This window comes from Enterococcus moraviensis ATCC BAA-383, from assembly GCF_000407445.1.
Taxonomy (GTDB): domain Bacteria; phylum Bacillota; class Bacilli; order Lactobacillales; family Enterococcaceae; genus Enterococcus_L; species Enterococcus_L moraviensis.
This window is the reverse complement of record NZ_ASWB01000003.1, coordinates 455,468-473,975: the sequence shown is the minus strand read 5'-3', so window position 1 is coordinate 473,975 and position 18,508 is coordinate 455,468. Positions and strand designations below refer to the sequence as shown.

17 protein-coding genes are annotated in these 18,508 nt (G+C 38.6%); 13 read left to right on the top strand and 4 right to left on the bottom strand.

What is annotated here, in order from left to right:
- Positions 1-36 precede the first annotated feature (36 nt).
- From I586_RS12315 to I586_RS12305, 3 genes are all read right to left on the bottom strand, one after another.
- On the bottom strand, positions 37-1,485 hold the full coding sequence (locus I586_RS12315; protein WP_010766468.1) for a DUF1958 domain-containing protein: 1,449 nt from the start codon (positions 1,483-1,485) through the stop codon (positions 37-39).
- 185 nt (positions 1,486-1,670) lie between these two features.
- Positions 1,671-2,645 carry a WxLIP family cell surface protein gene (locus I586_RS12310; protein WP_279615039.1) on the bottom strand — a complete coding sequence of 325 codons (975 nt, stop codon included), beginning with the start codon at positions 2,643-2,645 and terminating at the stop codon, positions 1,671-1,673.
- An 81-nt stretch (positions 2,646-2,726) separates the two neighbouring features.
- Positions 2,727-3,452: a WxL domain-containing protein gene (locus I586_RS12305; RefSeq protein ID WP_010766466.1), complete on the bottom strand. Its 726-nt coding sequence runs from the start codon at positions 3,450-3,452 to the stop codon at positions 2,727-2,729.
- A 541-nt stretch (positions 3,453-3,993) separates the two neighbouring features.
- Between I586_RS12305 and gmk the strand changes: the two genes are divergently transcribed.
- The 11 genes from gmk to I586_RS12250 all read left to right on the top strand — a co-directional run bounded on the left by gmk (position 3,994) and on the right by I586_RS12250 (position 15,734).
- Entirely contained in the window at positions 3,994-4,608 is a 615-nt protein-coding gene (gene gmk / locus I586_RS12300) for a guanylate kinase (protein ID WP_010766465.1), read from the top strand.
- A 4-nt stretch (positions 4,609-4,612) separates the two neighbouring features.
- Entirely contained in the window at positions 4,613-4,918 is a 306-nt protein-coding gene (gene rpoZ, locus I586_RS12295; protein WP_010766464.1) for a DNA-directed RNA polymerase subunit omega, read from the top strand.
- A gap of 211 nt (positions 4,919-5,129) precedes the next feature.
- Positions 5,130-7,562, top strand: coding sequence for a primosomal protein N' (priA, locus tag I586_RS12290; RefSeq protein ID WP_010766463.1), 2,433 nt, complete (start codon positions 5,130-5,132; stop codon positions 7,560-7,562).
- Between the two features lie 23 nt (positions 7,563-7,585).
- Positions 7,586-8,080 carry a peptide deformylase gene (def, locus tag I586_RS12285; protein ID WP_010766462.1) on the top strand — a complete coding sequence of 165 codons (495 nt, stop codon included), beginning with the start codon at positions 7,586-7,588 and terminating at the stop codon, positions 8,078-8,080.
- Positions 8,073-9,014 (top strand): methionyl-tRNA formyltransferase, encoded by a 942-nt coding sequence (gene fmt, locus I586_RS12280; RefSeq protein ID WP_010766461.1) that lies wholly within the window; start codon positions 8,073-8,075, stop codon positions 9,012-9,014. Before def ends, fmt begins: the two co-directional genes overlap by 8 nt.
- Before the next feature lie 5 nt (positions 9,015-9,019).
- Positions 9,020-10,384, top strand: a complete 1,365-nt coding sequence (gene rsmB / locus I586_RS12275) for a 16S rRNA (cytosine(967)-C(5))-methyltransferase RsmB (RefSeq protein WP_010766460.1) — start codon at positions 9,020-9,022, stop codon at positions 10,382-10,384.
- A 15-nt stretch (positions 10,385-10,399) separates the two neighbouring features.
- Entirely contained in the window at positions 10,400-11,149 is a 750-nt protein-coding gene (locus I586_RS12270) for a Stp1/IreP family PP2C-type Ser/Thr phosphatase (protein WP_010766459.1), read from the top strand.
- Positions 11,146-13,320, top strand: a complete 2,175-nt coding sequence (gene pknB, locus I586_RS12265) for a Stk1 family PASTA domain-containing Ser/Thr kinase (protein WP_010766458.1) — start codon at positions 11,146-11,148, stop codon at positions 13,318-13,320. The genes I586_RS12270 and pknB overlap by 4 nt, the downstream gene beginning before the upstream one ends.
- 206 nt (positions 13,321-13,526) lie before the next feature.
- Complete coding sequence (gene rsgA / locus I586_RS12260; RefSeq protein WP_010766457.1) at positions 13,527-14,426, top strand: ribosome small subunit-dependent GTPase A; 900 nt, start codon at positions 13,527-13,529, stop codon at positions 14,424-14,426.
- Between the two features lie 13 nt (positions 14,427-14,439).
- Positions 14,440-15,090 carry a ribulose-phosphate 3-epimerase gene (rpe, locus tag I586_RS12255; protein WP_010766456.1) on the top strand — a complete coding sequence of 217 codons (651 nt, stop codon included), beginning with the start codon at positions 14,440-14,442 and terminating at the stop codon, positions 15,088-15,090.
- Positions 15,090-15,734 (top strand): thiamine diphosphokinase, encoded by a 645-nt coding sequence (locus I586_RS12250; RefSeq protein ID WP_010766455.1) that lies wholly within the window; start codon positions 15,090-15,092, stop codon positions 15,732-15,734. The genes rpe and I586_RS12250 overlap by 1 nt, the downstream gene beginning before the upstream one ends.
- A 44-nt stretch (positions 15,735-15,778) precedes the next feature.
- On the opposite strand, the gene rpmB is transcribed toward I586_RS12250, so the two are convergent.
- A complete protein-coding gene (rpmB, locus tag I586_RS12245) occupies positions 15,779-15,967 on the bottom strand; it encodes a 50S ribosomal protein L28 (protein WP_010766454.1) in 189 nt (62 codons plus the stop codon).
- Positions 15,968-16,232: 265 nt separating this feature from the next.
- On the opposite strand from rpmB, the gene I586_RS12240 reads away from it, so the two are divergent.
- Together I586_RS12240 and I586_RS12235 are read left to right on the top strand one after the other, a co-directional pair.
- Positions 16,233-16,595, top strand: coding sequence for an Asp23/Gls24 family envelope stress response protein (locus I586_RS12240; RefSeq protein ID WP_010766453.1), 363 nt, complete (start codon positions 16,233-16,235; stop codon positions 16,593-16,595).
- Between the two features lie 205 nt (positions 16,596-16,800).
- Positions 16,801-18,474, top strand: a complete 1,674-nt coding sequence (locus I586_RS12235) for a DAK2 domain-containing protein (RefSeq protein ID WP_010766452.1) — start codon at positions 16,801-16,803, stop codon at positions 18,472-18,474.
- Positions 18,475-18,508 lie beyond the last annotated feature (34 nt).

The following is an 18,508-nucleotide window of genomic DNA, read 5'->3' as shown; positions in this document are numbered from 1 at the left end:
AAAAGAAAGAGAGTGGGATAAACTCTCTTTCTTTTTCTATAAGAAGATAATTACGATGATGGCTGAAAGAATGAACAAAGCACCTAAAGTACATAATAGACGTGATGTGGTCGTAGAGGTTTTTCGACTGCCACGTCTCACGCCAGAAATACGTTTTCTAAATAACCTTGAAAAAGCGATTAGTAGTATACCTAAAGCTGCTAAACTACCACTTAATAAGTAATTATGGCCTCTTTTTTCTGTAGGAGCCTGTTGAGTCTTCTTTTGTTTAGCTTGTTTATCTGTCTGAGTATCAGCTGATTTTTGATCTGATTGTTGATAGCGAACACTTTGAGCTGGGATATTTGGAGACACCTGACCGAGCTCATTGTCTAATGTCAATTGCCCATTTGACAAAGCAAAGCGAGGTCCACTATTCTGTTTTACAAACCCATAAAAATCTTCGTCTAAAATTATGTTTTCTTGATTAATCGTATTGGGGCCTTTTGAAAGTAATTTTTTATATTCATAAGTAGAAAAGGCGTGATCTAAAATGGCATTTCCAGCTAAGTGGCGTTCATATTCGCCTTCCTGATCTGACCAATCGCCTACTCCTAAGATTACTTCTATCAGTCTCACATCGCCTTTTTTAGCAGTTGCGATATAGTTGAATCCGCCAGATGGACTTGAACCAGTTTTTAAACCGTCAACCCCATCGTAGCCATATTTAGCGCCTGGGAGTGAATAATTATAGGTTTCAAACGTTTCGGCATAAGGAGTATCTTTCATCGTCGTAACAACTGGCTGACTAGTATAGGTTAAAACATCAGGATATTTTTTAATTAAGTTATACGCCAAAATAGCTAAATCCCTCGCAGTTGATAAGTTATCACCATTTGGATCGATCCCTTCTGGTTGATAAAACCCTTCGAATGCGCTCACTTGTGCACCGCTACTATTATAGTAAGTTGTATTCGTCATTCCTAATTCTGCCGCTTTTTCATTCATTTTATGAATAAATGCTGCTTCATCATTATCGGACACAAGATTAGCGACCATTAAAGTTGCTACATTGGATGAAGGAACGATCATCATTGAAAGCAAATCGCGTACGGGATAATCAATGCCAAGCGTGATTTTATTATTGCTAAGTGCATAAATTTGAGAAATATTGACATATTTTTCATTTGCCACAACGGTTGTATCTAAAGTAAATTTGCCTTGTTCCATCGCTTCAAAAGCTAAATACATGGTCATGATTTTAGCGATGCTTGCAGGATGCCAAGCTAAATCAGGTTGATCTGCCCATAAAATTTGTCCTGATTCAGCATCGATTACGATGGATGCTTTTGGCTGATACCCTTCTTTGATAGGATAGCCTGCTTCTTTTGCGAAATCCATTAGGTCTTCTTCAGCGTAACTTGTTTGAATAAAACTTCCGAATGAAATACAAGCAGCCAGCAGAAGACAACTAATTATTTTTAAAGGTGTGTTTCTTGTGAACATAGATTTAAATCCCTTCATTGTTAGTACTTTTCTCATATCAGTACAATTGAGTAACAACTTTATTCTACTTGAAAAATAGGCAGAGTGTATACTGTTTTTTGTACTTTTTTGAAAAATTGTTTGCAATGAAAAAGGGAGAGTTTGGTCCAATTCAATAAACTAATTTTAGGCTGGAAGATGAAAGCTCACTTTTTCATTCGTTTTTTCTTTTTTCGTCGCTTTAAGTGTTCTTTTTTTAACTTGTGTTGTTTTATTAACAGAATAAGGAGGGCAATTAAAAGTAAAATAACAATAAGAATCCCTATTAAAATATAAATGAAGAGTGAAGTTGGCTGTTTTTTTAGTGCCGTGTTCTTTTTTACTTTTGCCGTTTGTTTAGAAATATGGAAAGTATCATCGAAAGTCCAATGCCATTTATTTTTTTCGGAAGAAGCATGAATCTTGATTTGGTATGTTCCTGCTGGTAGATTTTCTGGTGTGGGGATTTGAAAATTAAGCTGCGTATTCGGAGCCATCTGTAATTTTTTTGTTTCGTCAGAAAAAACTTTCTGTTTCACATCCCCTTTAGTTATTTCTGTTTTTAATGATAAGTCATTGATGAAGGTACTAACTGGATTTTGAAAGACAAGGTTCAACGAATCAGAACGTTGCTTCAATTCTAAATAATTGAGCTGTTTCTCTAGTACAGTATCTTTTTCACGTATGATTACACCAATTTCATAAGCGATTTTGCTATTAACTGCATCTGTTTGTGTGGTATCAGCTTGCGTGATTCTGATACCGCCAGCTAATATCCCTGTAAATGCTTGTTTTGGCATTTGTAAGGTCAGTTGAGCATCGATTTTAGAATTTTTAGGTATGATATATGATGTCTGAGCAGGTGTTAGCAACTCTTTTAAATCGTACTTTAGCGATTCATCCTTAGGCAGCTTCTCCTTATTCGAGTAGTCAACTAGCCCTAAGGCACTAGTTGTTGCTGAATCAGTTTGAATGTCTACTTTGATATCTGTTGCTTCCTTATTTTCAATTGTGATAGAGAGTGTTTGGTTTTGACCAGGTTCTGTTTTCAAATCGAAATAAGAAACGGCTTTATTTTGTTGATTATCTGGCTGATGGGTGCGAACAGAAAACTGTTCAGCATAATGTTTGGTCGGGAAAATTGAAAAAACAGCTATTATAAAGAAAATAGCTGTAATTTTGTTGAGTGCTTGTTTGATAATGAACGACTCCTTTGTTGTTGATTACTGAATCTCAATTACATAATCGCCGGGAGTATCTGTCAAAGTCCAAGTGATTTCAGTTGATAATGATCCTTCTTGATTTGATGTGCCACTAGGGATCTCTAAGGTAATATCATTTGTTGTATATGGACCTGGCGTGAGAGCGTAGTTGTTTTGTTGTGCGCCTACGAATTTTATATTTTCAAAGAAACTAATTGCATGGCGTCCTGGAGCGTAATCACCCGTGGCATGCACGATTTGTACAGGTGTATTATTTGATTTTAATTCAAACGAGTTAGTATGTGTCGTCAGTTGATTATAATGATCTATCGGTTTTTTTAATATTAATTTCGCATTAGTAATTTCAGAACCTGTTGTTTTGTTTTTTAGAGGGGCCATACTTGCAACGAGTTGCCAGGTATGATTTTCCATAACACGATCATCTTTAATCTCGATTAATGAAGGGTTTATAGGACCCCCAGTCCAGCCAATTGGTAGAGGCTCTAGAAAAGCCGAACGATAACTATTAATGTCATTAATTCTTACAGGTATCTCTTGTTTAGTAGATGAATATTTTATTTCTCCAAATTCTAGTGGGTGAGCGGCTACTAACTCCAATTCTCCTGGAGTAACGTCTATGCTGACCTCACTTTTGGCTTGTATTTCTTCTGCTGCGACACTCGTTGCGCTCAACATAAGTGTACATACAAGCATAGAAGTACCAACAACTAACTTTTTGATTTTCATATTTCAACATCCTTTCTTTCGTTGATATAAAGAGTTTATATCAGCGAATTTCAATTTTACCATATGTCACAAATAAATCAATAACATTAGTTTTGAAAATATTCTACAGTAAAGTCTTGAAAATTGCTGAAAAAAAGTGCATTATAGAACTAATACTTTATTAACTTATCTAGCTTCATGAGCTAGTCTCTCGGAAAAAAGATAAAACCTGAATGAGGCAGAAAGCGCCTTAGTCCTGTTTCTTTATTTTTCAGTCAGAACTAAACGGGTTCATTCAGCTTTAAAATGTCTAGCTTTACAGGCTAGTCTCTTGGGAAAAAGATAAAATCTGATTGTGGCAAAAAGCGCCACTCTCATATTTTCCTATTTTCCAGTCGACCCTAAACGAGCCTGTTCAGCTTTTAACTTATCTAGCTTTATGAACCAGTTCTTCGGAAAAAAGATGAAAGCTGCTAGTGCCAAAAACCGGCACAATCATCTTTCCCTATTTTTCAGTCAGAACTAAACAGGTTCATTCAGCTTTTAATGAAAGGAAGTCATCATGTCAGAGCGTGGATTATTAATTGTACTATCGGGTCCTTCCGGGGTTGGTAAAGGAACGGTACGCAAAGCAATTTTTGATAGTGAAGAGAACGATTTTCAATATTCTATTTCTATGACTACCCGTAAAATGCGGGAAGGCGAAGTAGAAGGAGTGGATTACTACTTCCGTACAAAAGAAGAGTTTGAAGCGATGATCGAAGCTGGTGAAATGCTAGAATATGCACAATACGTTGGAAATTACTACGGAACACCACTTTCTTATGTCAACCAAACGCTAGATAAAGGAAAAGATGTCTTTTTAGAAATCGAAGTCCAAGGCGCAGAACAAGTGAAAGAGCAGGTGCCAGATGGTGTCTTTATCTTTTTGACACCACCAGATTTAGCTGAGCTGAAATCACGAATTGTCGGTCGTGGGACAGATGATCATGATGTGATCGAAGAGCGAATGCGTGTGGCTCGCGAAGAAATCGAAATGATGGCATTATATGATTATGCTGTTGTGAATGACGAGGTACCATTAGCTGTGAAACGAATCAAAGAAATTATCGCGAGTGAACACTTTCGCGTTGATCGAGTAATTGGTAAATATATTAAAATGTTGAAGGAGATGTAGCCTTATGATGTTAAAACCATCTATTGACTCATTATTAAAAGAAGTACCATCAAAATATTCACTTGTTATCTTAGCAAGTAAACGTGCTCACGAATTAGACGAAGGTGCACAACCAACACTAGAAAGCTTTGAATCTGTAAAAAGCGTAGGCCAAGCATTGGAAGAAATCGACGCTGCAACAGTGATCAATGATCCTCGCCCAGAAGAAAAACGCGAAAGAATGCGTATGGCAAAAGAAGAACAAAAAATGAGACACGAACAAGAACAAAAAGAACTTGAAAACCGCATTCGCGAAGAAAAAAGTTTATAAAATAGTTGAAACTGGGATGAAACCATAAAAAGTTTTCATCTCAGTTTTTATATGTTTCGAAGTGGAACAATGAATAAGTGCTTTAATTTTTAGTAACAGAAATCAGAGGAACAAGACAAATGCCTGATTCTTTAGTACAATAGGCAAAGAAAAGCTGAGCAGATTATCTAGTGATGGCATAATTCAATAAATACAGAATGGAGGAATAGTTATGAGAAAAGCGGCCCAAGTGATCGTTGATGTACCGACAATGCAGACAGATCAACCGTTTACTTATCTGATTCCTTTTAACTTAGAACAACAATTAACGGTTGGGATGCGAGTAGAAGTTCCTTTTGGGAATGGAAACCGGCATTTACAAGGGTTTGTTTTAGCGATAGACGACGTTTCTGACGAAGTGATTGCAGCTCAAAAGTTCGAATGGAAAGAAATTCTTTCTGTATTAGATTTAAAACCAGTCCTTAATACTGAATTGTTGGAACTGGCTGATTATATGAAAGAAAAAACATTTGCCTTTAAAATCACTTGCTTACAAACAATGCTGCCTAGCGTAATGCGTGCAGATTATAGCAAATACATATATTTAACAGATGAATTAAATGAAGTACTGCAAGACGAGTTATTTTACGGCTTAGATGAAATTGCTTGGGAAGATGCTTTGGCTCGGAATATTTTACCGCAGTTGATGCAACTTAGAAAACAACAAAAAGTGGATATTCGCTATGAGGTAAATACGCGAAACAGAGTAAAAACGATTCGTTATATACAAGCATTAAAAGATTTCAATCAGCTAGAAGAAGCACGAATGGAGCTTAGAAAAGGCTCACAGAAAAAAGAACAATTGATCAACTACCTACAGCAATTAGGCTTAGAAAAAATGACTACGGTCAAAGAAATGAAAGAGCTAGGCTTTAGTACAGCTGTGTTAAATGACGGAGCGAATAGACAATGGTTGACGTTCATAGAAGCTGAAGCGTATCGTGATCCATTTGCAAATCATACATTTGAAAAAACAACAGCATTAGCGTTAAACGATGAACAACAAAATGCCGTAGATAAAATTCTAGGATCGATGAATCAAGGCCTAAGTAAAACATACTTACTAGAAGGAATTACGGGTAGTGGGAAAACCGAAGTTTACCTCCAAGTCATTGCAGAAGTCTTGAATCAAGGGAAAACAGCTATGATGCTAGTACCTGAAATTTCGTTAACGCCTCAGATGGTCCATCGCTTTAAAAGTCGATTTGGCGAACAGGTCGCAGTCATGCATAGTGCGTTATCTCAAGGTGAAAAATATGATGAATGGCGCAAAATCGAACGTGGTGAAGCCCAAGTTGTAGTAGGCGTACGTTCAGCGATTTTTGCTCCATTGGAAAACTTGGGTGTTGTGATTATAGATGAAGAACATGAGGCGAGCTATAAACAAGAAGAAACGCCACGTTATCATGCACGGGATTTAGCGATTTGGCGAGGTGTGTATCACAATTGTCCAGTGGTTTTAGGAAGCGCGACACCTTCATTAGAGACACGAGCACGGGCGCAAAAAAATGTGTACGAACGCTTAGTGTTATCCAAAAGAGCCAATCAAACAGCGACACTACCAACAATTGAGGTTGTGGATATGCGGGAAGAAATTCAAAATAAAAATACTTCATCCTTTTCACTAGCGCTACAAGAGAAAATCCAAGATCGTTTAGTAAAAAAAGAACAAAGCGTGTTATTACTAAATCGTCGTGGCTATTCTTCTTTTGTGATGTGCCGAGATTGCGGGTATGTTTTACCTTGCCCAAACTGTGATATCTCGCTGACGCTCCATATGGATACCAAAACAATGAAATGCCATTATTGTGGTCATGAAGAACGTATTCCTTATCATTGTCCAAATTGCGGGGGAGATAAAATCCGTTATTATGGAACTGGAACGCAAAAAGTGGAAGAAGAGCTTAAAGCGTTATTCCCTGAAAGTCGTGTTTTGCGAATGGACGTGGATACAACAAGGCGAAAAGGAGCGCATGAGAAAATTTTGACAGCTTTTGGTAATCATGAAGCAGATATTTTGCTTGGAACACAAATGATTGCTAAAGGATTGGATTTTCCAAATGTAACGTTAGTTGGTGTTTTAAATGCTGATACCGCACTTAATTTGCCGGATTTTAGATCAAGTGAACGAACATTTCAGCTATTGACCCAAGTCAGCGGTCGAGCAGGGCGAGCAGAAAAGCCGGGAGAAGTGATTATCCAATCGTTTAATCCTGAACATTACGCTATTCAATTAGCAAAAGCCCAAGATTATGAGGACTTTTATCAAAAAGAAATGTACGTCCGTCATCGCGGGGATTACCCACCGTTTTATTTTACGGTACAAATCACAGCAAGCCATCCAGAAGAAAATCAAGCAGCGAAGCAGATGTTTGAAATCGTCAAGGAACTGAAAGCAGGCTTGTCTGACCAAAGTATTTTACTTGGACCAACGCCTAACGCGATCATGCGTGTCAATAATCGTTACTTTTACCAAGTAATCATAAAATATAAAAACGAACCTAATTTACAAAATATCTTAAAAAAAATACTGACCGACACTCAAAGAGCAACAGCTCATGGCTTGAAATTATCGATCGATGCTGAGCCGATGAACTTTATCTAGCTTTATCAAAGAAAGGAAACTCTATGCGCTATCCTATAGTGATACACCCTAATGAACGTCTGAAACAAAAAGCAAAACCTGTGACTATGATCACGGATGAAACCATTACACTTTTAGAAGATATGTATGAAACAATGGTTGCCCATGACGGCATCGGTTTGGCAGCACCCCAAATTGGGAAAAATCTTCAACTTGCAGTGATTGAAGTCGATGAAGAAACAGGTTTATTTGAATTGATCAATCCTGAAATCATCGAGCGTAAAGGTAGCGATATCGATGTGGAAGGCTGTTTGAGTATTCCAGAGACTTATGGAACTGTGGAGCGAGCCGATGAGGTAACTGTTCGTTATTTTGATCGCGAAGGAGACGAAATCGAGGTAACGGCATATGGTTATCTAGCTAGAGCGTTTCAACATGAAATCGATCATCTCAATGGGGAATTATTTATTGATAAAATCATTGACCCAATCAAACCAGAAGATTTAGAAGCATATATGGAGGAACATTTAGATGACTAAACTAATTTTTATGGGAACACCCGCTTTTTCAGTGCCTATTTTAGAAGGACTGATCGAAAATGGTTATGAAATACAAGCAGTCGTGACACAACCTGATCGACCAGTTGGACGGAAAAAAGTAATCACGCCAACACCAGTAAAAGAAGCAGCAGTCAAACACGGATTGCTTGTTTTACAACCAGAAAAAATCTCAGGTTCACCTGAAATGGAAAAAATCATCGAACTTGCGCCTGATCTAATTGTGACAGCCGCTTTTGGACAATTTTTACCAGAGAAAATTTTAAACGCACCTAAGTTTGGTGCAGTCAATGTTCATGCGTCATTATTGCCAAAATACCGTGGCGGCGCTCCTGTTCATTACTCCATTATCGAAGGAGAAAAAGAAACAGGCGTTACAATCATGGAAATGGTGAAGAAAATGGATGCTGGCGATATTCTTTCGCAACGGGCGATTCCAATCACCAAATCGGATGATGTAGGTACGATGTTTGAACGTTTAAGTGTGGTCGGAAAAGAATTGTTGTTAGATACATTACCTAAACTTTTAGCTAATGAAATTACACCGATTCCTCAAGACGAAAATCAAGTGACATTTTCTCCAAACATTACAAGAGAACAAGAACGAATCGACTGGGCGAAAACAGCAGAACAAGTGGACAATCAAGTGCGTGGCATGCGTCCATGGCCAACTGCATTTACCACATATAATGACACGAACTGGAAGCTATGGGATGTTACACCTATCGCAGAAACAACGACAGCTATTCCTGGAACAATCATCAAACGTAGTAAAAAAGAGCTATGGATCGCATGTGGCGAAGGAACGGTTCTTTCGATAAACACGATTCAGCCTTCGGGTAAAGGTAAGTTATTCATCCAAGACTTCTTAAACGGGGTCGGCAAAACAGTTGCAGAATCAGATAAGGTGGGCTAGTCAATATGGGGAAAAAAATACCAGCAAGAGTAAAGAGTTCTGTCCGCTATGTGGCATTAAGAACGATTGAGCGTGTAGATAACGGTGGAGCGTACTCCAATTTATTATTAAATGAAATGATCAATAAATCGGCGTTAGGAGAAAAAGACAGTCGTTTGTTCACGGAACTTGTGTATGGCACAATCAGCCGCAAGTTGCTACTAGAATATTATTTAACACCCTTTATTACAAACCCTAAAAAAGTAGATAGCTGGGTGAAAAATTTACTTAGCTTGTCGATTTACCAATTAGTATTTTTAGATAAAATTCCTGATCATGCTATCATCAATGAAGCCGTGGAAATCGGGAAACACCGAGGAAATGTCGGCATCGGTAAATTTGTGAACGGTGTACTTAGGGCATTTCAACGTGAAGGAGCACCTAGCTTAGAGGCTATCCAAGATCCTGTGGAACGATTATCTGTAGAAATCAGTATGCCAAAGTGGTTGACTGAGAAACTGATCAATCAAATGGGACTGGAAGAAACTAGAAAATTAGGATTATCGCTTTTTGAAAAGAGTCATGTTAGTGGGCGTGTGGATCTTCGTGAAATCAGTATTGAAGAAGCCTTAGAAGAATTGCAAAAGGATCATATTGATGCGTCTGCCAGTCAAGTTTCACCTTATGGAGTAGTTGCTGAAAAAGGTTTTTTAGCAGGGAATTATTTATTCGATGCTGGTAAATTGACGATCCAAGATGAAAGCTCGATGCTTGTTGCCCCAGCCATGCAGATCGAAAAAAATCATGTTGTATTAGACGCATGTGCAGCACCTGGAGGGAAAACAACGCACATTGCAACGTTCCTTGATGCAACAAAAGGTGGTCGGGTGAAATCTTTAGATATTCATGATCATAAAATTAAATTAATCAAGCAAAATGCTGAACGTCTTCATGTAAAAGATGTCGTTGATACTGAAAAATTGGATGCGCGCAAGGTAGGAGAAGAGTTTCCAGCAGAATATTTTGATCGTATTTTAGTAGATGCGCCTTGTTCAGGTCTAGGACTAATGCGCCGTAAACCAGATATTAAATACAATAAATCTGCACAAGATTTTGAACAATTACCTAAAATTCAGCTAGAAATTCTAGAAAGTGTTGCCAAAACATTGAAACAATGCGGTATAATGGTCTATAGCACATGTACGATTACCGAAGAAGAAAATCAAGAAGTTATTGCAACATTTTTACAAAAGCATCCAGAATTTAAGAAAATCGACGTGAGTGTTAGCGAGGCTGTTCAGCCTGCTATACAAGATCAGATGCTCACATTATACCCGCATCAATTAGGGACGGATGGATTTTTTATTTGTTGTATGCAAAAAGTTTGCTAAACGAGGTGAAGCATAGTGGAAATCAATTTTCAAACAGATGTCGGACGGAAACGAAATACGAATCAAGATTATGCAGGATTATTCGAGAATCAGTCGGGAGTGTCTTTAGCTATTTTAGCGGACGGAATGGGTGGTCATCAGGCAGGAGATGTTGCGAGTCAAATGGCAGTCAACAATCTTGGTGAACGTTGGCAAGAGAGCCTTATTGATACATCTGAAAAAGCTGCGCAGTGGCTGATCAAAGAGATTCAAGATGAAAATGAGATGATTTATGAAAAAGGCCAGTCTCGACCTGAATATTTAGGTATGGGCACGACAATCGTCAGTGCAGTATTATTAGACCAATCATTTGTATTGGCTAATATTGGGGATAGTAGAGCTTATTTAGTCCGCAATAATGAATTACGCCAACTAACAGAAGACCATTCTTTAGTAAATGAACTAGTAAAATCTGGAGAAATCACGCGGGAAATGGCTGCCAATCATCCAAGAAAAAATGTCCTGACACGCTCTTTGGGAATGCCAAGAACGGTGGAAGTCGATGTGGCAAACCATCTTTGGGTGCCCGATGATTACATTTTACTATGCTCAGATGGCTTAACAAATATGGTCTCAGAGGAGACTATTTTAACTATTTTACTTTCAGAAAGACCATTAAATGAAAAAGTTGAAACGCTGATCGCAACAGCAAACGAAGCAGGTGGCGCGGATAATATTACCGTGTTAGTGATCCATTTTGACGAGCAGAAGGAGGAAAACCAATGATCGAAATCGGCAGAAAATTGAATGGTCGATATCATATTATTGGCAATATCGGTAGCGGCGGTATGGCAAATGTGTTTTTAGCACATGACTTGATTTTGGATCGTGATGTAGCTGTTAAAGTACTACGTTTTGACTTCCAAAATGATCAAGCAGCAATTCGCCGCTTTCAAAGAGAGGCCTTAGCTGCAACCGAATTGGTCCATCCTAATATCGTCAGCGTTTATGATGTAGGCGAAGAAGATGGATTACAATACTTAGTAATGGAATATGTAAAAGGAATGGATCTGAAAAGATTTATTCAAACGCAATACCCAATTCCATACGCAAAAATCGTTGATATCATGGAACAAATTTTATCAGCAGTTTCGCTAGCGCACGAACATAGAATCATTCATAGAGATTTGAAACCACAAAACATTTTGATGGATGAAAGCGGCGTTGTTAAAATCACTGATTTTGGAATCGCAATTGCGTTGACGGAAACTTCCATCACCCAGACGAATACTATGCTAGGCTCTGTTCATTATTTATCGCCAGAACAAGCTCGCGGTAGTATGGCGACGAATCAGTCAGATGTCTATGCAGTGGGAATCATTTTATACGAGATGCTGACTGGAAACGTACCGTTCGATGGTGAGTCCGCTGTAACAATCGCTTTAAAACATTTTCAAGAAGAAATGCCATCGGTTAAAATGTTTGATCCTAATATTCCGCAATCTTTGGAAAACGTGGTCTTGCATGCAACGGCAAAAGACCCAGCTGATCGCTATAAGACGGCTGAAGAGATGTCACGGGATTTATACACTGTGTTGGCAGCAAATCGTTTAAATGAACCCAAATGGCAACCAACTGGTTTGATGGGGGAAACAAAAATTTTAACGCCGATCACAGATGAAATGGCGATGCCATCTTCGTTTAAAACAATGGAAACTCCGAAAGAGGAGCGAAATGAGCATCAAGAAATCGAAGAGCAAGATGTAAAAGTAAAGAAGACAAAGAAAAGGTTAGTTATTGCTATGATTATACTGACAATCACTTTAGTTATCGGTGGTCTAGTCTTTTTTGCGAGTCGTGGCAGCAGTGAAGCCAAGATTCCAAATGTAGCGGATAAAACAGAAGCAGAAGCACGAAAAATGTTGGAAGATGCTGGTCTAAAAGTTAAAGCAGAGGCAAAGCAAATACAAAGTGACGAGATTGAAGAAGGAAACGTGGTCAAGACAGATCCTGAGATAGATTCGACTGTCAAAAAAAATCGTGAAGTCGAGCTATACGTCAGCTCTGGAAACAAAAAAATCAAGATTGTTGACGTTACAGGTGACAGTTATAAAGTCGCTATTGAAAAACTTGGTGATCAAGGGTTTAAAGAAAGCCAAATCAAAATCGAAAAAGAAAAAGACTCTAAAGTAGAGGAAGACAAAGTCATCAGCCAGACGCCAGAAAAAGGCGAGGAAGTTGATCCAAAAACAGATGAAGTCACGTTGGTCGTTAGTGAAGGACCTGATGACATCTACCTAGCGGATTATGCAAGTTTAGGCTACAGCTACGACAATGCAATAACAGAGCTGTTAAGTTATGGCATCAAAGAAAGCCAAATCACTCGAGTGGATAAACCAAGCGATACAATAGCAAAAGATCTAGTTATCGCTCAAAATCCAGCTGCAGGCAATCCATTTAATCCTAAAAAAGGTAAAATCACCTTAACAGTAAGTTCCGGACCAGATAAAACAACGACGAGTTCTGAATCAAGTTCTATTTCTTTAGGAAATTACGTAGGACGCTCTTATGAGAATGTCGTGACGGATTTAGTTGCCCTTGGTATAAAGTATGAACAAGTCGATGAAGCGAGTGACACGGTAAACAAAGGAACAGTGATTTCTCAAGAACCAAAAGAAGGAACATCATTTGATATCAAAACAGGTAAAGTAATCCTACGTGTCAGTTCAGGCCCAGAATCGAGCGTAGTTCCAGATGTTACGGGATTATCTGAATCTGAGGCGAAAGCCAAGATAGAAAGTAATGGTTTTGTCTATGCAGCAGGTTCGGGTGATCGCTCAAAAGGAACTGCTTCAAATACATCACCAAGTGCTGGTGAAAGCCGTGCAAAAGGAAGTACTATTACGGTTAACTATTCAAACACAACAGATTCAACAAGCGATCAAGAGAATCAATAAAATATGTTAGTCGGCTAAAATTTAAGTATAAGATGTACGAGAGTAAACACTTTTATTTTCGCTATTTATCCAGATTTCATAAGGCTGAGTCATGACGTTACAAGTTATGGCTCGGTCTTTTTTTTTGTGAGAAAAATTGATTTCTCAAGCCCTGCGTTTAGCTTTTCTCCAACCTATGGTAAAATGAAACCAACAGAGACGAGGAGGTGGCATTTCTGAAAGGTCAAATTAGAAAAGCATTAAGCGGTTTTTACTATATTTATGCAGAGGGCGCAACATTTCAAACGAGAGCCCGCGGGAATTTTCGTAATCGAAAAATCACGCCATTAGTCGGTGATGAGGTTATGTTTGAAAGTGATAATCCAACGGATGGCTATTTGCTTGAAGTATTTCCTAGACATAATGAGTTGGTGCGTCCGCCAGTGGCGAATGTGGATCAAGGTGTAGTTGTCATGAGCATGATCGAACCTAATTTCTCCTACAATCTATTGGATCGTTTTTTAGTCACGTTAGAAGATAAAGAGATTGCGCCAATCCTATACTTAACGAAGATTGATTTGCTGAACGGCACAGAAGCAGTCAGCGTGGATGAGGTTAAAAGAGTTTATGGAGAAATCGGTTATCCAGTCATTGCAGCAACGAAAGCCAATGATGAAGAAGCAGTACGCGCACTGGAACAATATTTTCCAGAACGCTTGACCGTTTTCATGGGGCAATCAGGAGCAGGGAAATCGACCTTGCTAAACAAAATTTCGCCGGATCTCCAATTGGCTACAGATGCAATTTCTGAATCGTTAGGGCGAGGGAAACATACGACGCGTCATGTAGAACTATTGCCATTGTACGATGGGTTAGTTGCAGATACCCCTGGATTTAGCTCAATCGACTTTTTAGAAATGGAAACAACTGAGTTGCCAAAGCAATTTCCAGAATTTGTAGAAGCATCTTCATCCTGTAAATTTCGCGAATGTATGCACCGTAAAGAACCAGGTTGCGAAGTGAAAAGTCGCGTAGAAGCTGGAACGATTGCTCAAACACGTTATGATAATTATCTGCAGTTTTTATTAGAAATAGAAAACCGTAGACCAATTTATAAGAAAAAATAAGGGAGTGGCTTTAATGAAACTAGCACCATCGATTTTAAGTGCCGATTTTGCCAATTTAGAAAGAGATATTCAATTAGTCGAAAAATTAGGAGCAGATTACATTCATGTGGATGTGATGGATGGTCAATTCGTCCCGAATATTACCTTAGGACCTAACGTAGTTTCGGCGATTCGACCAGTAACTAAGTTACCGTTAGATGTTCACTTGATGATCGTTCAGCCAGAAAATTATATTGAGGCTTTTGCTAAAGCTGGTGCGGACATTATTACGATTCATGAAGAATCAACACCTCATATCCACCGTGCTATCCAAATGATCAAAGCATCCGGTGTCAAAGCAGGCGTGGTGATCAATCCAGGCACACCGTTATCTGCGATTGAATATGTATTAGATTTAGTCGACCAAGTCTTGATCATGACAGTGAATCCTGGCTTTGGAGGACAATCATTTATAGAAAGTTCACTTGATAAAATCGCGCAATTAAAGGAATGGAAAGAATCAAAAGGGTATACGTACGATATTGAAGTGGATGGAGGCATTGTTCCAGAAACAGCTAAGCGCTGTAAAGAAGCTGGAGCCAATGTATTTGTAGCAGGTTCTTATATCTATGATTCAGAAAGTCCTAAAGAGCGTATAGAAGCGTTGAGAGCTGTGTTGGATTAATGAATATTCTTCTTGTGGCGGGCGGCTCGCCTGATGATTGGCCGCAGTTTGAGCCAACAGCATTTGACTATTTTGTAGGGATTGATCGAGGAAGCTTATATATCGTGAAACAAGGTTGGTCATTGGATCTTGCAGTCGGTGATTTTGATTCATTAACGTCCACTGAATATCAACAGATTCAAAAACAAGCAAAAGAGCTAGTACAGGCACAAGCTGAAAAAGATGATACAGATACTCAGTTAGCATTAGCACTGACTGTTGAAAAGTTTCCTGAATCGGAAATAACGATCATAGGTGCAACGGGTGGTCGTTTAGATCATTTTTTAGCCAATTTATGGTTGCCTATGGAGCCACGTTTTCAACCATTTGCGCATCAAATAAAACTTAGGAATCATCAAAACAGTATTGCGTATTACCTTCCAGGAAGTTATGTAGTGGAAAAAGAAGAAGGGATGGACTATTTAGCGTATTGCTGTCTAACACCAGTCAAAAAGTTGACTTTGACAAAAAGCAAATATACATTAGATCAGGTGGATGTAAAAGTCCCTACTTCGTATGCAAGTAATGAATTTGTTGGAACGACTGCTGAGTTTTCATTCGGTGCAGGAATAATAGCCGTAATTCAAAGTTGTGATGGTAAATAAAAAAAGCTGAACGGCATGCCGTTCAGCTTTTTGATTACGTTCTATTAAACACGCTCGATTTTACCAGATTTCAAAGCACGAGTTGACACCCAAACTTTTTTAGGTTTACCGTCTATTAATACACGAACTTTTTGCAAGTTAGGTTTAACAGTACGTTTAGTAGCGTTCATTGCATGTGAGCGGTTATTTCCGCTAGTTGTCTTGCGACCAGTAAAGTAACATACTTTTGCCATTTTTAGTTTCCTCCTTTGCTTTGATCTCGGAGCGTTAGTCTTCAGCTCATACTAACTTAATTTATCATAAAAGGCATTTTTTTGCAAGAGAATTTTCAAATCAGTTTGACATTTTCCTACAAACGATGTAAATTATACAATTATTGGTAAAATAGATGAGACCTCTATAATTATCTAGATAAGTTCCTTTTCATTAAGGTACGGCTATGTTAAAATATTATAGAAGAAAATAGGGCAATTATGCTCTTTAAGGAGGCTTTCATCAATGGCTGTAAAAATCAAAACACCAGCAGGCACCATTGAGATTACCAATGATGTTATCGCCACTGTAGTAGGCGGAGCTGCGACAGATATCTACGGAATCGTCGGTATGGCTAGTAAAAACCAAATCAAAGATAATTTAAATGGCATTTTGCGTAAAGAAAATTATTCTAAAGGTGTTGTCGTACGTCAAGAAGAAAATGGCGTTGCGGTCGACGTATATACAATCGTAAGTTATGGAACAAAAATTTCAGAAGTATCTCGTAATGTACAAGAAAAAGTAAAATACAACCTTGAAACACTATTAGGTGTGACTGCTAATTCAGTCAACGTATTTGTGCAAGGTGTTCGTGTGTTGCCTGACTAGGTAGCCAGCTGTTAGCAAGAGTTTAGCTGGACGTGATCGTTTCACTTTTTATTGATCTAGCTCCACGAACCAGACCTCTCAACAAATAGAGAAAATGCCGAAAAGACACAGAGCATCTTTCCTGCATTTTCCTAATTTGTTCGAGGTCTAAGCAGTTCGTTTCGCTTTTCTATGCAACAGTGAATCTCAAAGGAGGATTTTTTAGGTGAATGTAACAGAAATCAGTGCAAGTCAGTTCCAAGAGATGGTTCAGGCTGGTGCGAGTCGTTTGCATGTGAATGCAGAGTATGTCAACTCATTGAACGTTTTCCCTGTGCCAGATGGCGATACAGGAACAAATATGAACTTATCTATGACGAGTGGAGCGAAAGCGGTAGCTGATTCTCGCTCAGAAAAAGTCGGAGAATTAACAACAATTCTTTCAAAAGGATTATTGATGGGTGCTAGAGGTAATTCTGGCGTTATCTTATCGCAATTATTCCGTGGATTTTCTAAACAAATTCCAGATGTTGAAACGTTGAATGCAAAAGATTTAGCAGCAGCGTTTACTCATGGCGTTGAGACTGCCTATAAAGCAGTAATGAAACCCGTAGAAGGTACAATTTTAACTGTTTCTCGTGAAGCTGCTCGTTCAGGTGAACGTAAAGCCAAAGAAACAGATGATTGTATTGAAGTGATGGAAGCTGTAGTAAAAGGTGCAAAACGTGCTTTAGCGAAAACACCAGATCTTTTACCTGTATTAAAAGAGGTTGGTGTGGTCGATAGTGGTGGTCAGGGATTATTATTTATCTATGAAGGCTTTTTAGAAGCTTTATCAGGTGAATTTTTGGCTACTGAAGTGTATGAACCTAGTCCAGGTGAAATGGATGAGATGGTCAATGCTGAGCATCACCGTGGTGTCAGCGGACATGTAGCAACTGAAGATATCAAATTCGGTTATTGTACAGAAATCATGGTTCAAATCGGTGAAGGTCCAACTGTGGACAGTGATTTCGATTATGAAACATTTAGAAACTACCTAAACGAATTAGGGGATTCTTTACTTGTTGTAAACGACGATGAAATCATCAAAGTTCATGTTCATACAGAACATCCAGGTGAAGTAATGAACTATGGCCAAAAATTTGGTTCATTAGTGAAAATCAAAGTAGACAACATGCGTTTACAGCACGAAACATTAGTTGAACACGATGCTCAAGCAGCAGCTGTTCAAAAAGCACGTGTTCCGTATGCAGTTATTGCAATTGCAGCAGGAGAAGGTGTGCAAGAGTTGTTCCGCAGTTTAGGTGCTAGTTACATCATCAGTGGTGGTCAAACAATGAACCCAAGTACTGAGGACATCTTAAAAGCCGTTAAAGAAGTTAATGCGGATCAAGTAATCATTTTACCTAATAATAAAAATATCTTCATGGCAGCAGATCAAGCAGCAGAAGTAGCGGATATTCCAGTAGCAGTCGTACCAACTAAAACGATCTCTCAAGGGATGACAGCAATGCTTGCATTCAATGATCAACAATCGCTTGAAGAAAATAAAACAACGATGACAGAAATGATCGAAAGTGTTGTTAGTGGACAGGTAACAACAGCTGTACGCGATACAACAATCGATAATGTCGAAATCAAAAAAGATGACTATCTAGGAATGATCGACGGTAAGATCGTTGTTTCTGAACCGGATATGTTCAAAGCATCATTGGATACTCTAAAACGAATGATCGATGAAGATACAGAAATCGTCACGATTATTGTCGGCGAAGACGGCACAATGAAAGAAGCTGAAAAATTTGTAGAAGCATTGACTACTGAATTTGAAGATCTAGAAACAGAGCTCCATGAAGGTGGACAACCTGTTTATCCATACTTGTTTTCAGCTGAATAATAACTGATTTATTGAAGCCAGACACTAGTTGTTT

Excerpts from the sequence above, each read along its gene's own strand:
- I586_RS12315 (WP_010766468.1), bottom strand. The coding sequence starts at position 1,485 with ATGTTCACAAGAAACACACCTTTAAAAATAATTAGTTGTCTTCTGCTG.
- I586_RS12305 (WP_010766466.1), bottom strand. The coding sequence starts at position 3,452 with ATGAAAATCAAAAAGTTAGTTGTTGGTACTTCTATGCTTGTATGTACA.
- gmk (WP_010766465.1), top strand. The coding sequence starts at position 3,994 with ATGTCAGAGCGTGGATTATTAATTGTACTATCGGGTCCTTCCGGGGTT.
- rpoZ (WP_010766464.1), top strand. The coding sequence starts at position 4,613 with ATGATGTTAAAACCATCTATTGACTCATTATTAAAAGAAGTACCATCA.
- priA (WP_010766463.1), top strand. The coding sequence starts at position 5,130 with ATGAGAAAAGCGGCCCAAGTGATCGTTGATGTACCGACAATGCAGACA.
- def (WP_010766462.1), top strand. The coding sequence starts at position 7,586 with ATGCGCTATCCTATAGTGATACACCCTAATGAACGTCTGAAACAAAAA.
- fmt (WP_010766461.1), top strand. The coding sequence starts at position 8,073 with ATGACTAAACTAATTTTTATGGGAACACCCGCTTTTTCAGTGCCTATT.
- rsmB (WP_010766460.1), top strand. The coding sequence starts at position 9,020 with ATGGGGAAAAAAATACCAGCAAGAGTAAAGAGTTCTGTCCGCTATGTG.
- pknB (WP_010766458.1), top strand. The coding sequence starts at position 11,146 with ATGATCGAAATCGGCAGAAAATTGAATGGTCGATATCATATTATTGGC.
- rpe (WP_010766456.1), top strand. The coding sequence starts at position 14,440 with ATGAAACTAGCACCATCGATTTTAAGTGCCGATTTTGCCAATTTAGAA.
- I586_RS12250 (WP_010766455.1), top strand. The coding sequence starts at position 15,090 with ATGAATATTCTTCTTGTGGCGGGCGGCTCGCCTGATGATTGGCCGCAG.
- rpmB (WP_010766454.1), bottom strand. The coding sequence starts at position 15,967 with ATGGCAAAAGTATGTTACTTTACTGGTCGCAAGACAACTAGCGGAAAT.
- I586_RS12240 (WP_010766453.1), top strand. The coding sequence starts at position 16,233 with ATGGCTGTAAAAATCAAAACACCAGCAGGCACCATTGAGATTACCAAT.